We start from the raw sequence: 13,302 nt of genomic DNA, 5'->3' as shown, positions 1-13,302 counted from the left end.
CCACCATAGCGGGGTTGAAGAGCCTCAAAGCCTTTCTCGTTAAATGCGTGAATCACATGGCGGACATGTTCCTCCGACAAGTGATAGAGTCGTGCGATTTCGGGGACCTTCATTCGTTGAGCAGAAGCCAGGACAACCAGTGCTCTACGCACGGAGACCGGATTGGACCCCTTACGGGCAATACGAACCAATCTGTTACCCTCGGCAGGGCTCAATTCACGGACATACAGGCACATGAATATCACCACCGTTGGTGATATTCTCCATTCCACTGGTTGATCCTCCACTTTCCTCAAACTACGTTGCCTGAAGGGGCAGTAGAGCCAAATTCGGTCATGATGTCTGGTATAGCTACGTTGACAATTGTCATATCCATTAAGTCCATGGATAATCCTAAAACAACAGCAATCAAGCTCAACCATTTTCGCCAGGTTTCTGTCATCCCAGCCTCGCCTCCAGTAACCCAAAAGACCAAAAAAATTAGATTGAAAAATTGTTGTTTAGGAATCGGATTCCCTCAAATCAGTATTTCGTCGAGTAATTGCAATAACAGATTTTTATCACTGGATGGTAGAAAGGCAATCTCCTCCCAAAATCTACCGATGAGAGTCGCTGCTTCCGCACCGATTGCAGCTTGCTGCTTTTCAATGACAGTGCCGAGAACCAATGCAACAAAAACACTCAAACGTGTCTCGGCATTCTCGACACCATCAATCAGATGTCGAATCAATACGGATGCAGACTTATCCAAACCACGCAGGTGAACAATCAGAAGTCCAATCACGTAGGCGCAAAATGAAATTTTTGTCTGAGCACTGACCAATTGATTTACAAGCTCCGAAACAGTTTTTTTTGGAGAGTGCTGTTCTGCTAAGTCGATGAGTTCCAAGATATTACTTCGAACCTTCAACCATTCGTGCGAACCTGTTTTCGTGGTACGTTCTTGTTGAAACAATTCATAGGCCTTTGGTGTGGGCAAGAATACAATTTGGGATCTGCCAGCTTCGCCACGCGAGAGGGAATAATTACGCGAAAGCAAGCCGAGCTTTTCCAGTTCTCTAAGCATGTCATATGCCGTCCATTTACTCACGCCAATCATTTTGGCCAGAGACTCATAGTGCACTGGAAGCTGGGAACGCTGATACATATCGATCAATTGTTGAAGGAACTGTTTACGACGGTCGGTGAGTTTCATTGTAGCCCCCTACCAGTCACCCAAAAGACCAAATAATATTGTGGTTTATCTTATCCGTAAATCGAAGCTCATGTCAAGTCAAGAAGTGATGGTACCTCCGAGTGCGTTGCTCAAGTGCTACATGACATCGAGAAATGAGAAATAGAACCGAGGTTCGTCAAGAACACCGACTACCCAAAAAACCAAAAAAGTGATATATTCCACCCAAATAAGAATCCATACGTGAAACGAGGAGTGGAAGAATGTCGACTGTCGGTCTCGCTTTAGGGGGTGGAGCCGTACGTGGCTTGGCCCATGTGGGAGTGCTGAAGGTCTTTAGGGAGTGGAATGTGCCCATTGATTTTATTTCTGGAACGAGCATAGGTGGTGCCATTGGCAGTTTGGTCGCTGCCGGGATTGACATCAATGAAATCGAGGACTTTGTCCTTTCTTATCCGTGGTATGGGTTGTTGGACATGGGAATGGGAAAACGTGGCGTCATGTCAGGAAGGAAGTTATACAATGTACTCGCTGACTTTCTCAATCAATATGGCTTGAGAGATGCAACCATCGAGGAGCTTGACATACCATTTCGCACAGTGGCCACCGATTTGAAAAGTGGTAAACCTTATATTTGGGAGCGAGGAAGTCTCTTGCTGGCCCTTCGTTCAACCGTATCCATTCCGGGGATTTTTGCTCCTGTCCATTATAAGGATATGGTATTGGTTGATGGAGCACTGACCAACAATCTGCCGGCGGACATACCAAAAATGGCGGGTATGGATCTCGTCATAGTGGTTGATGTGGAGAGGCAGCATGAAGAACGTGAACCGAGGAATACAGTAGAGGTTTTATATCGTTCGTATTCCATTATGGCCACAATGATGAGTCGCAAGAACCTTCACTACGCTGATTTGGTGTTGCAGCCTAAAGTAGGTCATGTGTTCGCGTTGGATTTTTCTAAGATGAGGGAATGTATTCAAGCGGGTGAACACGCGGCACGTAAGAGCTTGCCTCGTTTGAGGGAGCTAGGTTTAATACGCCATGACGTATTGCATGCGAATTCTTCCGATTTCTGATTAAAAAGTGTGAGCGATTTTTGGGTTTTTAGGGGGGCGTGTGGCAACATACAGATGAACCGTTGACCCAATCCCCTTCAAAGAAACTCCTCCTCTGTGAACACACAAAGCAGAATTGGTCATTTACAAAACTCTACACAAATTGGCTATACGTCGATGGAGCACCCGCCGCATGGGGATCCACATCTACAGCAGTGCGAGAGGACATGGACTGGCCGTCCCAGCATACTGGACAATCTGGATGTGTAACGGCACTTCAAGAGGGGCCCCACGGCTCCCCTCCTGAAGTCCCGCTTGTGCCCCTGCACGGCAAGCAGACTACGCCAGACGGCCGAGAAATGAGCGGATCCGCTCCACCGCCGTTTCGATGTTGGCCATGGAGGTCGCATAGGACAAGCGGATGTTGTTGGGCGCGCCGAATGCCTCACCCGGTACGGCGGCCACGAGGTCGTGCTCCAGCAGGAGTTCACAGAAGGTCGCTGCCGAGTCCACGACTTTCCCGCCCAATTTTTTGCCAAATACGCCGCTGATGTTGGGGAACACGTAGAAGGCACCCTCCGGCATCAGGCATTGAATGCCGGGCATACTCTGCAGTTCCCGTACCAGAACGTCGCGCCGGCGGTGGAACTCTTCCACCATCGAGGGATCGAAGGATTGCAGTGCGACCACGCCGGCCGCCTGGGAAATGGTGGACGGGCTGCCGGTGCCGTGGCTCTGCAGGCTGGCGATCGCCTTCGCCACATCGAGCGGTGCGGCAATATAGCCGAGGCGCCATCCGGTCATGGCGAATGCCTTGGAAAACCCGTTGACCACGATGGTGCGCGGCTGCAATTCCGGCACCAGGGCGGAAATGCTGAAATGGCGCGTGTTGTATACCAACCGTTCGTAGATTTCGTCGGTCACCACGTACACATCGTGACGTGCCAGCACCGCGCCGAGCGCACGCAGTTCCGACTCAGAATACACGGCGCCCGTCGGGTTGTTCGGCGAGTTCAACAACACCGCCTTCGTCTTCGGCGTGATGGCGGCTTCCAACTGTTCCGGCGTCAGCTTGTAACCGGACGCCTCATCGCACGACACAATCACAGGCACTGCGCCGGCGAGGCGAATCTGTTCCGGATACGACACCCAGTACGGCGCAGGAAGGATGACTTCATCTCCGTCGTCGCAGATGCTCAGGAAGATGTTGAACAGAGAATGCTTCGCGCCCGAAGAGACCACAATTTGCTCCGGACTGAACTGCAACCCGTTTTCGACCATCAGCTTGCTGGCAATGGCTCGCCGCAATTCCAAAGTGCCGGCGGCGGCCGTGTACCGGGTGTTTCCCTCCGTGATGGCCTGGATTCCCGCAAAGGAGGCGGGCAACGGCGTATTGAAATCCGGTTCGCCCACGCTCATGTTGACGACCGGTTTGCCTTCTTTCAACAGCGCTTTCGTCTTGGCATCCACGCTCATGGTGGCAGACGGTGCGATGTTCCGTACTCGGCTGGAGATGCGGTGGTTCATCTCTGACACTCCTCTCGGGGGTAACCCTCTCTGGGCAGACCGCCGGGGCCGTCACAGCTCGGATTGAACGACCATCTCGACTGCGGACAGCCGACCACCCTGGCTGCGTACGTTCGGCGTCAATCAGCGCCATTTTAGCACAAATATTCGGCGATCCGTGCGCTTTGTGCGAAGGATTATACAGGTTCGCGCATGAAGACGGGTACCTGTGGTCACAGGTACCCGCTCAGGTCGGCAGGCCTTGTTCACCGTTGGCCCAAACCCGGGGGCCACCACCCACGGAGCCAGCGTCGATACCAGGGCGTGTCCGCCCCTTGGCTGTGCGCGGCAGGGTGCAGGGAACAGGACTCCGTGGGCTCCGTGCCCCGCACAAAGTAATCCGTTTCCGTCACGCTGCACTGATCCGTTGCGAGCTGTGCCGTGAGCGGATCGATGGTGCGCTTCACCAGCCCGGCGGGGGGATGGAACCAATCGGAAGGCAGCCGCTGCTGCGCCGTGCCCATGAACTTGGCCCAAATGGGCGCCGCCAGGTGGGACTCGGGCAGCGTCAGTGCGCGATTGTCGTCGTATCCAACCCACACCGCACAGACCACGCGCGGGGTGTAGCCGACCATCCACACATCCGCGTTGGTGGTGCCGGTTTTTGCCGCCGCCGGACCATGCAGGTATCCGCGCACGGCGTAGCCGGTGCCGTGCGGTTGAAAGACGCTCTGCAACAGGTCGGTCATCTGAAAGGCCACCTGCGGGGTGAGCACCCGGTCGGCGTGGGTCCGCGTGCCCCAGGTCCCTCCGGTCCGCTCATTGCGCACCGAGGACACTGTGAACGGGTGCACGCGGTAGCCACCGTTGGCCAACGTGGCGTAAACGGTGGCCATCTGCAGTGGGCTTGCCGGGAAGACGCCCAACGCGAGGGACGGGTAGGGTTTCATGGGGCTGTCCAGTCCCATCCGTTCGGCTAACTTCATCACCGTGTCCGGTCCTACGTCGAGGTTCGCCGTGACCGCGTACACGTTGTCCGAACGCGCGATGGCCTCACGCATCGTGAGGGGGCGGTGCGCGTAGATGTCTCCGTAGTCATGCACGGTGTACAGCTTATCCTGATCGTACAGGAACGTGGTCTGCGCGCTGTTCACCTGGCGCGCTGGGGTCCAGCCGTGCTGGAGCGCGGCGGTGTAGAGAATGCCCTTGAACGTGGAGCCGGGCTGACGTTCTGCCAGCGCCCGGTTGTACGGCGAAGTCGTGTAATCGCGTCCCCCGGCCATGGCCAGGACTGCGCCTGTCTGCGGATCCAGTGCCACGAGCGCCGCCTGCAGTTGGGAGCCCTTTGGCAGCGTGGTGGCGATGGCGCGTTCGGCCGCCTGTTGCAGGAGCGGATCGAGCGTGGTCTGAATGCGCAAGTCGCCGCGATACAGGTCCTCCTGCGTGAGATGGAAGCGGCGCTTTGCTTCGGCCACCGCAGTCGACGTGAAGTAGGGCGCGTGCTCCACCGGTGAGCGCATGGTCTGGAACGTCAGTTTTTCCGCGTAGGCCGCATTGGCCTCGGATGGCGTCAAATCGCCGGTGGCCACCATGCGCTGGAGCACCAACTGCTGGCGGCGTTTGGCGGCCGCTGGATTGACCAGCGGGGAGTACAGGCTCGGGCCTTTGGGGAGGCCCGCCAGCAGCGCGCACTCCGCGACGTCGAGGTCCTCCACCGGTTTATTGAAGTACAGGCGAGCGGCGGCGTCCACACCGTACGCGCCGTGACCGTAGTACACATTGTTCAGGTATGCTTCGAGAATGGCATCCTTGCTCGCGTGCAGCTCCAACTGAATGGCGTACAGCGCTTCCTTCACCTTGCGGGTGATGGTGCGATCCTGGCTGAGGTAGAGGTTTTTCGCCAACTGTTGGGTGATGGTCGATCCGCCCTCCACCACGTGCCCGTGCCGCATATCAACCCACAGGGCGCGGGCGATGGAGAGGGGATTGAACGCCAGGTGGTGGTAGAAATTCGCGTCCTCCACGGCAATCGTCGCGTTTCGCAGCGCGGGCGGAATGTCCGCGAGCGAGACGTACAGCGTTCGGTCTCCTTTCAGCGTCCATTCCGCCAGACGCTGTCCGTTGGCGCTGTCGACATGGGTGGGATTGACCATGCTTCCTTCCGGCAGCGGCGTGAGGCGCAGGCTCACAAGCAGCGCGGACATGCTGCCGAAGCCGCAGACGAGGGGTAGTGCCAAGTACTTGCTCCACCAGGGGAGGCTCTGCCACCACCCATTGGAGCGGCGGGATGAGGGATTCTGCTGGTTGGCAACGGTCGTTGGCTGGTTGGGCACACCAAACCCTCCTCCAAATTCCAGGGCCTAGTATGCCCGTGCCGACCCCATTCATGCAGCGAAATTGGAAAGGTAAATCCGCCGCTTCGTTGCCCGGGAAATATGTCGAGCAGTGGCGGCAGACGACGGTTTACGGCGTGAACAGGTTTGGTATAATACATCAGGCATTGATAAGGAGGGACTTGCCGTGAGATCCGAACTGTGGTTCACCGAACGACAGAATGACAACTTGGAGATAGGCCTTCGAATCAACAAGATATTACATAGTGAACAAACAGAATATCAATCCATGGATGTGGTTGAGACCGAGCAGTACGGCACGCTGCTGGTGCTCGACGGCTGCATCATGACCACGGACAAGGACGAGTTTGTGTATCACGAAATGCTGGCCCACGTCGGGCTGCACACTCATCCCAATCCGAAGAGCGTCCTGATTGTGGGCGGCGGTGATGGTGGCGTCATTCGGGAAGCCATCAAGCATCCTTCGGTCGAACGCGCCGTGCTGGCCGAAATCGACGGCCGCGTGGTGGAGGTGTCGAAACAGTACTTCCCGAACATCGCATCCGGATTGTCCGATCCGCGGGTGGATGTGCAGATTACGGACGGCATCCAGTACGTCAAGGATCATCCCGGCGAGTTCGACGTGATTTACATCGACTCCACGGATCCCATCGGCCCGGCTGTGGGGCTGTTCGCCAAGGAATTCTATCAGGCGGTGTCGAACGCGCTGCGTGAAGACGGGCTGTTCGTCGCGCAGACGGAATCTCCTTTTGTAAATCAGGACCTGATTCAGAAGGTGCACGCGGATGTTCGCGATCTGTTCCCCATCTGCGAGCTGTACCTGGCGTACGTGCCCACCTACCCCACGGGAATGTGGAGTTTCACGATGGGCAGCAAGAAATATCACCCGCTCAGAGACCAACAGCCGATTCGTGTGCAGGACACGAAGTATTACACTGAACAGGTCCATCAGGCGGCGTTCGCGCTGCCGAAATTCGTGCAGGAGCTGGTCCGCGGATGACCCAGGCATTTCAACCGTTCAACCCCGCGTATTCGGGCAATGTGTTCATCGGCGCGACCGACGATTTTGCGTCGGCGAAAGCCGTGATTTACGGCATGCCGATGGACTGGACGGTATCGTTCCGATCCGGCACGCGCCTGGGCCCCGCCCGGATTCGCGAGGTCTCGCTGGGATTGGAAGAGTACAGTCCTTACCTGGACAAGGATCTCGCCGACCTCCAATACTACGACGCCGGGGACATTCCGCTCGCGTTCGGCAATCCGAAAAAGAGCGTGGAGCAGATCTATGAATTTGTGAAGACGCTGTACGCTGCGGATAAGTTTCCGTTGGGTCTCGGCGGTGAACACCTGGTGTCCTGGGGCAGTTTGCGCGCCGCGTGGGAAAAATATCCGGACCTCCGCGTGGTGCATATCGACGCGCACACCGATCTGCGCGACGACTACGAGGGAGAATCGTATTCCCACGCCACCGTGATAAAAAAGGTGTGTGACGCCATCGGCCCGGATCGAGTCTACCAGTTCGGCATTCGCTCCGGCACGCGCCAGGAGTTCCAATGGGCTCGGGCGCACACGCACTTTTTCCCGTTTGAAGTGGCGCAGCCTTTGGAGCGGGTGCTTCCGGAACTGGAGGGACATCCGGTCTACGTGACGTGGGACATCGACGTGATGGATCCAGCCTTCGCACCGGGCACCGGCACGGCGGAACACGGCGGGATCACCCCGCAGGAGGCGTTTCGCGCGATTCAACTGCTGTCGAGGCTGAATGTGGTGGGTTTTGACCTCGTCGAAGTCGCGCCACAGATAGATCCCAGCGAATTGGCTCAGATTTTGGCCGCCAAGCTGGTGCGAGAGGCACTGCTGGCGTTTGTGAAGTGACCGGCCATGTACTGGCTGGCGAAGGAGGACTTTGCACGGACGGTCCCGCTGACCTGGCATCGAACGGCGCAGGATGAGTCGGGTCATCCCGCAGAGGAGGAACGCGTCGTGGTCAAGGAGGCCACGTGGCGCCAGAAAGGTCGTCTCCACGCCTTGACGTTCGCGCTTCCCAACGACGCGGAAACGGGCGTATCGGGAACCCTGGTGCTGCGGGTGGAGCCTGAGGCGGTGATGTTGACGCGCTTCGGAGATGTCACCTGGAATCACACGTTTGCGGCGGGACTGACGTTTTCTTCAACGCTGCGCATGGGGGAACTGTGGCTCGATGTGGTGTCCGACACGGAGACGGTGGACGTGGAGATTCACCCGCACGGTGGGACCGTTCGCGTGGCGTATCGAATGACCATCGGCGATGTGGCGCAACAGGTCGCCTTGTCCCTCCAATTTGGCGACAACGCGGTGAATGGATAGGCTGGATGATATCCGCAGGTGCCCGGCGACGAGCCGGGCGCCTGCTGTTTGAAACGGCGGGTTCAATCGGAGCCCGGCGGAGGATTTGCATTCGGCGGCTTTTGGAGAAAATCGGAGTGGTACACCACGGACCGGCTGAACGCCATGTATGCCAGCAAGACGAGGATGGCCGGGCTGGCCAGCCATTTCACTCCGGGGATGAATGCCCCCAGATACAGCAAAAGCCACCACAGACTGATGCCAAATGCGCGATAGAGACGGATGAGGACGAGAATGGAGACCACAACAAGCGGTATGACAAGCAGCACGGCCAGGAACGCCAGGGCACCGGAGTTTCCGGCGAAGGCAAGCACGCCCGCGGCAGGCGCGGCGAAGTACCAGACAATATGCCAGCGGTTGAGCTGCACCGTCGCGAACAGGGGCCACAAATTGGCGAAAGGCACCCACGCCAGCCAAGCGTGCCGCACGTTTGCCTTGTGAAATAATCGGTAGTGCAGGTAGCCGACGAAGATGTAGCATGCTATCACAATGAGCAGTAGAACAAATGCGAAACCAATCACAACCCCCTTGAACGCAGCGAATGCCTCACTGGGCATGTGGCCCAAATCCATTCCATCCCCCCACTTTCACCGCCTGAGGCAGCGCATGGCGCCCACAGGCTGTCGATACTTCCACGGAAAGCCCATCGAATGGGCCTTACCGAGCATGTCATCGTTCTTATCCTATGGCGTCCAAGGCGCGAATGTGCCTGTCGGCGCGACGATGGCACACATCACAGCAACGGGACTTGGGCGGCGCCGGTGTGCGTGTCTGCTTCCACAATGATTCGGAAACTGGCTACAACATTCAATGGTTGTCGTCTGCTGAAAGCAGGCATAAAATTTCGTTTGTAAGGGGTTTCATAGACTGTAGTTCTTGCAGTTCTCTTTCCGCAACGCTGTGGCAGGAGGCGAGCCTTGTATGCACTCCGAGTCGTGGATAGCCCAGATCCGTTCGTTGAGACCACGCGCGCAGCAGATATTTCAGGAATTGATGCAACGTTCGGAGCCGGTGACCACCGAGGAACTTGCCCGCCGGTATCAACGGAGCGACCGAAGTATCCGATATGACTTGGAAGCGTTGGCCACGGCGTGCGAAGCGATGCCGGTGAGGCTGGTTCACCGGCGGAGCGGCGTTTGGCTCGAGGACACACCGGAAGCCAAATTGACGCTGAGGCACCAGTGGTCAGCGGTGCAGGGGACAGTGCAAATGGCTGCGGCCGACAGGCGGCTTCACCGTCTGTTGGCAGTGCTGCTGACCACGCCCGAACCCATCGTCGTCAAACAGGTGCAGGACTGGTTGGAAGCGAGCCTCCGAACGATCTACGCAGACATGGACAGAGCCGACCTCTGGCTGGCTTCGCACGGCCTTCGCCTGATTCGCAAACCACATTACGGCGCCAAGGTGGAGGGAGACGAACTGATTCGGCGGCAGGCAGCGTTCCGGCTGCTGCTCGCCGCTTGCGGATGGACCGCGTCGAACGATGCGGGCAATGAGGGCCAGCGGTTGCTTGACATCGTGCGACAGCATGTCGATCCGTTCGTCAAGCGTCGGTTGCTGGAGGAATCGGACCTCCTTGCGATGGCGCGGGCGTTGCGTTGGAATCCGGCGTCCGAAATGCGTTTCGGATCGTGGTGGGCGAAGGTGGCCCTGTACGGGGCGGTCACGTGCCAACGCATTCGCCTCGGATACCCGGTCGATCTGTTCAAGCCAAATGTCAACGCATTGCGGGAAACCACGGAATTTTCATTTGCCGTGCAGGTGGCGGAGCGTTTGGAACAGATGCTTTCCCTGACCTGGTCCGAGGAAGAGGTCATCGCCCTGGCGCTGCACATGCTCGGGGCCTATCCCAATCTCCACCTGGAAGGTTCAGCGCAGAACACGGCCAACCTGGACGACTTCTCGCGGAACTGGGTCTCTCGCATGCTTGCGGCGGTTGACGATGCCCTCGGCATGAGGCTCGGTGCGGACGAAGAGCTGTTTCGCGGTTTGGCCTTCCATGTGAAACCGATGATCCATCGCTGGTTGCTCGGGATTTCCATTGAAAACGATCTGTTGGACGAGATCCGGGAGGATCACGCCCTCGCCTATTATGCCGCTGTGGTCGCAGCGCAATTCTTGGAAAGAGTGTTTGGGCAGCCGCTCGCCGCAGCGGAAGTCGGGTACATGGCCCTTCACTTCGGCGCCGCCTTGGAGCGCAGATGGGCGCGGCCCAAAGGTGCGGTGGGAACCGTACGCGCCCTGGTGGTCTGCGCGGGGGGGATTGGCACCGGCAAGATTCTGCAGTCCCGCATCGGAGCCAGCGTCACCAACCTTCAGGTGGTGGATGTGCTCGACCAGAGCCGGGTGCATCAAGCGCCAACTCGTTCGGTGGACGTGATTGTTTCCACCGTCGAGCTGCACGATGCCCCCGTCCCCCACATCGTGGTCAATCCGCTGCTGCCGACGGAGGACGAACGCCGGCTGCAGCGTTGGGTTACTGAGGTCACGGGGGGGCCGGAGGGTGTCGGCGGGGCGGCCGCAGCGTTGGCAGAACCGATGTTTCAACTGATTCAACAAACGTGTCAGGTGGGGGACGAACGTGCCGTTCGAGAGGAGATCCAACGCATGCTTCGGCGTGTGGCCCCGTATCTCACGGTTCCTTCGCCCCCTGTGGAGAGTGTCAGAAAGAAGGTCCTGAGAATGTTGGATGTGCTCACCGAGGAATGTGTTCAAGTGCGGGCGCGTGCGGAGCGTCCCGACGATGTGGTGGACTTGGCCGGGCGCCTTCTGGTCGACGCCGGTGCGGTCGAACCGGGATATGTCAGCGCGATGAAATCTTCGCTTGCCATCAACGGGCCGTACATGGTGATTGTGCCCGGGATTGCAATATTGCACGCCCGGCCGGAGGATGGCGTCCATCGCGTCTGCATGAGCCTGGTCACGCTCGAACAGGGCGTGTCTTTTGGCCACCCGGACAACGATCCGGTCGATATCGCCATCGCCTTTGGCGCCATCGATCACGAGGCGCACCTGCAGGCACTGTCTGACCTGATGCGGCTGCTGGCGGATGCCGAGGCGTTGACCGCCATCCGCCAGGCGCAATCGACCGGCCGAGTGTTGGACATCATCCGCCGGGTCACAGCGTGATCGTCACACAAGAAGGAGGAGGTATCGAAGATGAAAATTCTCGCGGTGTGCGGCATGGGTTTTGGGAGCAGCATGGTGCTGCGAATGACCATCGAATCGGTGCTCAAGGAACTTGGGGTGAAGGCTGCGGTTGCGACGGCCGACATCGGCTCCGCCAAGGCGGAGACGGCGGACATCATCGTCACGTCTACGGAATTTGCCCCGTTGTTGAAAGACAAAGGGGTGCCGATTTTGGAGATCAAGAACTATGTGGACAAACAGGAAATGAAGCAAAAACTGGCGCCTTTGCTGCCGGTCTGACAAGGGGGGAACACCGATGGCGGTCATTCATTTCATCGTTCATGAAATCTTGGATCAGGCACCGTTGCTGGTTGGACTCATTGCGCTCATCGGGTTGATTGCGCTGCGGAAATCGTTCAGTGAAATTGTTACAGGCACATTGAAGGTTATCGTGGGCTTCCTCATTCTGTCGGGGGGCGCCAACATCATTGTCGGCGCGCTGGCACCCCTCGGCAACCTGGTGCAATCCGGCTTTCATCTGCACGGCGTCATCCCGACGAACGAGGCGATTGTCGGTGTGGCTCAGAAAGCGTTCGGTGCGCAAACCGCCGTCATCATGGGGCTCGGCTTTGTGGTGAACCTGCTTCTGGCCCGCTTCACTCGGGCAAAGTTCATCTTCTTGACAGGTCACCACCTGTTCTTCATGGCGACGGTGCTCGCGGTAGTGCTCGGCAGCGCGGGAATTACCGGAACCCATCAGACGATTCTCGGCGCCATTTTGGCGGGGACGGTTTCGACCGCGATGCCCGCCCTGGTGCATCCGTTCACCAAGAAGGTCACCGGCGGGGCCGAATTTGCCCTCGGACACTTCAACACGCTCGGCTATATCACCGCTGCTGCCCTCGGCAAACTGGTGGGGAAAAACAGTCGGACGACAGAGGAAATCAAGGTGTCACCGAAATTCGGTTTTCTCCGGGATTCGTTGGTCATGACCACCCTGACGATGGTTGTTCTTTACCTCATTCTGGCGATTGTCGCCGGGCCCAAGGCCATCGCGAGCTATACGCAGGGCAGCAACTACATCATGTACGCCCTGACGCAGGCGCTGACGTTTGGGGCGGGCATCGCCGTGGTGTTGATGGGCGTCCGCATGATTCTGGCGGAAATCATTCCTGCGTTTCAAGGCATCGCTCAGAAAATCGTGCCGAACGCCGTACCCGCTCTCGATTGTCCAACCGTGTTTCCCTTCGCGCCCACCGCGGTGTTGGTTGGGTTCATCGCCAGTTTGATTGGTGGCATCATCGGTATGTTCCTGATGGGGCCGTTGGGTTTGGCCCTCATCATTCCTGGTATGGTTCCTCATTTCTTTGACGGCGGTACTGCGGGCGTCTACGGTAACGCCACCGGGGGTCGACGCGGTGCGATGATTGGCGCGTTCGTCAACGGCCTGCTCATCACCGTGCTGCCGGCGTTATTGCTGGCATTCATGGGCTCGTTGGGTCTGGCCAATACGACGTTTGGCGACAGTGATTTCTGTTGGGTCGGCATTGTCGGAGGATTGTTCGCGAAAACAGGCATTGCGGGCGCGTATGTCTGCACCATTGTCTTCTGTGCCATCCTCGTTGCCTTGGCGAGCTATGTGACGAAGCGCAGTGCGGCGATGGTCGATACGGATTCCTCGCTGCGAGCCTGACGG

General features: G+C 57.9%; 13 protein-coding genes. 7 read left to right on the top strand and 6 right to left on the bottom strand.

Annotated features, from left to right (window positions below):
• From G463_RS23200 to G463_RS0112650, 3 genes are all read right to left on the bottom strand, one after another.
• On the bottom strand, nt 1-272 hold a 272-nt coding region (locus G463_RS23200; protein WP_156900106.1), incomplete at its 3' end, for a helix-turn-helix domain-containing protein.
• A 20-nt stretch (nt 273-292) separates the two neighbouring features.
• Nucleotides 293-442, bottom strand: coding sequence for a hypothetical protein (locus G463_RS23195; RefSeq protein WP_169725475.1), 150 nt, complete (start codon nt 440-442; stop codon nt 293-295).
• Between the two features lie 75 nt (nt 443-517).
• Nucleotides 518-1,195, bottom strand: coding sequence for a LexA family transcriptional regulator (locus tag G463_RS0112650; RefSeq protein ID WP_026975468.1), 678 nt, complete (start codon nt 1,193-1,195; stop codon nt 518-520).
• A gap of 242 nt (nt 1,196-1,437) precedes the next feature.
• Here G463_RS0112650 and G463_RS20285 point away from each other — a divergent pair, with 242 nt between their 5' ends.
• Nucleotides 1,438-2,253, top strand: a complete 816-nt coding sequence (locus G463_RS20285; protein WP_035487195.1) for a patatin-like phospholipase family protein — start codon at nt 1,438-1,440, stop codon at nt 2,251-2,253.
• Nucleotides 2,254-2,571: 318 nt separating this feature from the next.
• Here G463_RS20285 and G463_RS0112640 read toward each other — a convergent pair whose 3' ends face one another.
• Nucleotides 2,572-3,759: a pyridoxal phosphate-dependent aminotransferase gene (locus tag G463_RS0112640; protein ID WP_026975467.1), complete on the bottom strand. Its 1,188-nt coding sequence runs from the start codon at nt 3,757-3,759 to the stop codon at nt 2,572-2,574.
• Nucleotides 3,760-4,004: 245 nt separating this feature from the next.
• Nucleotides 4,005-6,071 carry a transglycosylase domain-containing protein gene (locus G463_RS0112635; protein WP_026975466.1) on the bottom strand — a complete coding sequence of 689 codons (2,067 nt, stop codon included), beginning with the start codon at nt 6,069-6,071 and terminating at the stop codon, nt 4,005-4,007.
• Between the two features lie 187 nt (nt 6,072-6,258).
• Between G463_RS0112635 and speE the strand changes: the two genes are divergently transcribed.
• Genes speE through G463_RS0112620 form a run of 3 tightly spaced genes read left to right on the top strand, consistent with a single transcriptional unit; the run spans nt 6,259 to nt 8,438 of the window.
• Complete coding sequence (gene speE, locus G463_RS0112630) at nt 6,259-7,092, top strand: polyamine aminopropyltransferase (protein WP_035487193.1); 834 nt, start codon at nt 6,259-6,261, stop codon at nt 7,090-7,092.
• The gene (gene speB / locus G463_RS0112625) at nt 7,089-7,967 is read left to right on the top strand and encodes an agmatinase (protein WP_026975464.1); all 879 of its coding nucleotides are present in this window, start codon (nt 7,089-7,091) and stop codon (nt 7,965-7,967) included. The genes speE and speB overlap by 4 nt, the downstream gene beginning before the upstream one ends.
• Nucleotides 7,968-7,973: 6 nt before the next feature.
• On the top strand, nt 7,974-8,438 hold the full coding sequence (locus tag G463_RS0112620; protein WP_026975463.1) for a DUF1934 family protein: 465 nt from the start codon (nt 7,974-7,976) through the stop codon (nt 8,436-8,438).
• A gap of 62 nt (nt 8,439-8,500) precedes the next feature.
• Here G463_RS0112620 and G463_RS0112615 read toward each other — a convergent pair whose 3' ends face one another.
• Nucleotides 8,501-9,049 carry a hypothetical protein gene (locus G463_RS0112615; protein ID WP_026975462.1) on the bottom strand — a complete coding sequence of 183 codons (549 nt, stop codon included), beginning with the start codon at nt 9,047-9,049 and terminating at the stop codon, nt 8,501-8,503.
• 349 nt (nt 9,050-9,398) lie between these two features.
• Here G463_RS0112615 and G463_RS0112610 point away from each other — a divergent pair, with 349 nt between their 5' ends.
• From G463_RS0112610 to G463_RS0112600, 3 genes are read left to right on the top strand one after another with little or no spacing between them, the layout of a single operon-like run.
• On the top strand, nt 9,399-11,606 hold the full coding sequence (locus G463_RS0112610) for a BglG family transcription antiterminator (RefSeq protein ID WP_026975461.1): 2,208 nt from the start codon (nt 9,399-9,401) through the stop codon (nt 11,604-11,606).
• Between the two features lie 30 nt (nt 11,607-11,636).
• A complete protein-coding gene (locus G463_RS0112605; protein WP_026975460.1) occupies nt 11,637-11,906 on the top strand; it encodes a PTS sugar transporter subunit IIB in 270 nt (89 codons plus the stop codon).
• A 16-nt stretch (nt 11,907-11,922) separates the two neighbouring features.
• Nucleotides 11,923-13,299 (top strand): PTS ascorbate transporter subunit IIC, encoded by a 1,377-nt coding sequence (locus tag G463_RS0112600; protein ID WP_026975459.1) that lies wholly within the window; start codon nt 11,923-11,925, stop codon nt 13,297-13,299.
• Nucleotides 13,300-13,302: the final 3 nt, after the last annotated feature.

It is taken from the genome of Alicyclobacillus contaminans DSM 17975 (assembly GCF_000429525.1).
Classification (GTDB): domain Bacteria; phylum Bacillota; class Bacilli; order Alicyclobacillales; family Alicyclobacillaceae; genus Alicyclobacillus_A; species Alicyclobacillus_A contaminans.
The sequence above is the reverse complement of the archived record's forward strand: the minus strand, read 5'-3'. Positions and strand labels throughout refer to the sequence as shown.

What these genes read in the sequence shown, in the direction of transcription:
- G463_RS23195 (WP_169725475.1), bottom strand. Translation starts at nt 442, where the DNA reads ATGACAGAAACCTGGCGAAAATGGTTGAGCTTGATTGCTGTTGTTTTA.
- G463_RS0112650 (WP_026975468.1), bottom strand. Translation starts at nt 1,195, where the DNA reads ATGAAACTCACCGACCGTCGTAAACAGTTCCTTCAACAATTGATCGAT.
- G463_RS20285 (WP_035487195.1), top strand. Translation starts at nt 1,438, where the DNA reads ATGTCGACTGTCGGTCTCGCTTTAGGGGGTGGAGCCGTACGTGGCTTG.
- G463_RS0112640 (WP_026975467.1), bottom strand. Translation starts at nt 3,759, where the DNA reads ATGAACCACCGCATCTCCAGCCGAGTACGGAACATCGCACCGTCTGCC.
- speB (WP_026975464.1), top strand. Translation starts at nt 7,089, where the DNA reads ATGACCCAGGCATTTCAACCGTTCAACCCCGCGTATTCGGGCAATGTG.
- G463_RS0112620 (WP_026975463.1), top strand. Translation starts at nt 7,974, where the DNA reads ATGTACTGGCTGGCGAAGGAGGACTTTGCACGGACGGTCCCGCTGACC.
- G463_RS0112615 (WP_026975462.1), bottom strand. Translation starts at nt 9,049, where the DNA reads ATGGATTTGGGCCACATGCCCAGTGAGGCATTCGCTGCGTTCAAGGGG.
- G463_RS0112610 (WP_026975461.1), top strand. Translation starts at nt 9,399, where the DNA reads ATGCACTCCGAGTCGTGGATAGCCCAGATCCGTTCGTTGAGACCACGC.
- G463_RS0112605 (WP_026975460.1), top strand. Translation starts at nt 11,637, where the DNA reads ATGAAAATTCTCGCGGTGTGCGGCATGGGTTTTGGGAGCAGCATGGTG.
- G463_RS0112600 (WP_026975459.1), top strand. Translation starts at nt 11,923, where the DNA reads ATGGCGGTCATTCATTTCATCGTTCATGAAATCTTGGATCAGGCACCG.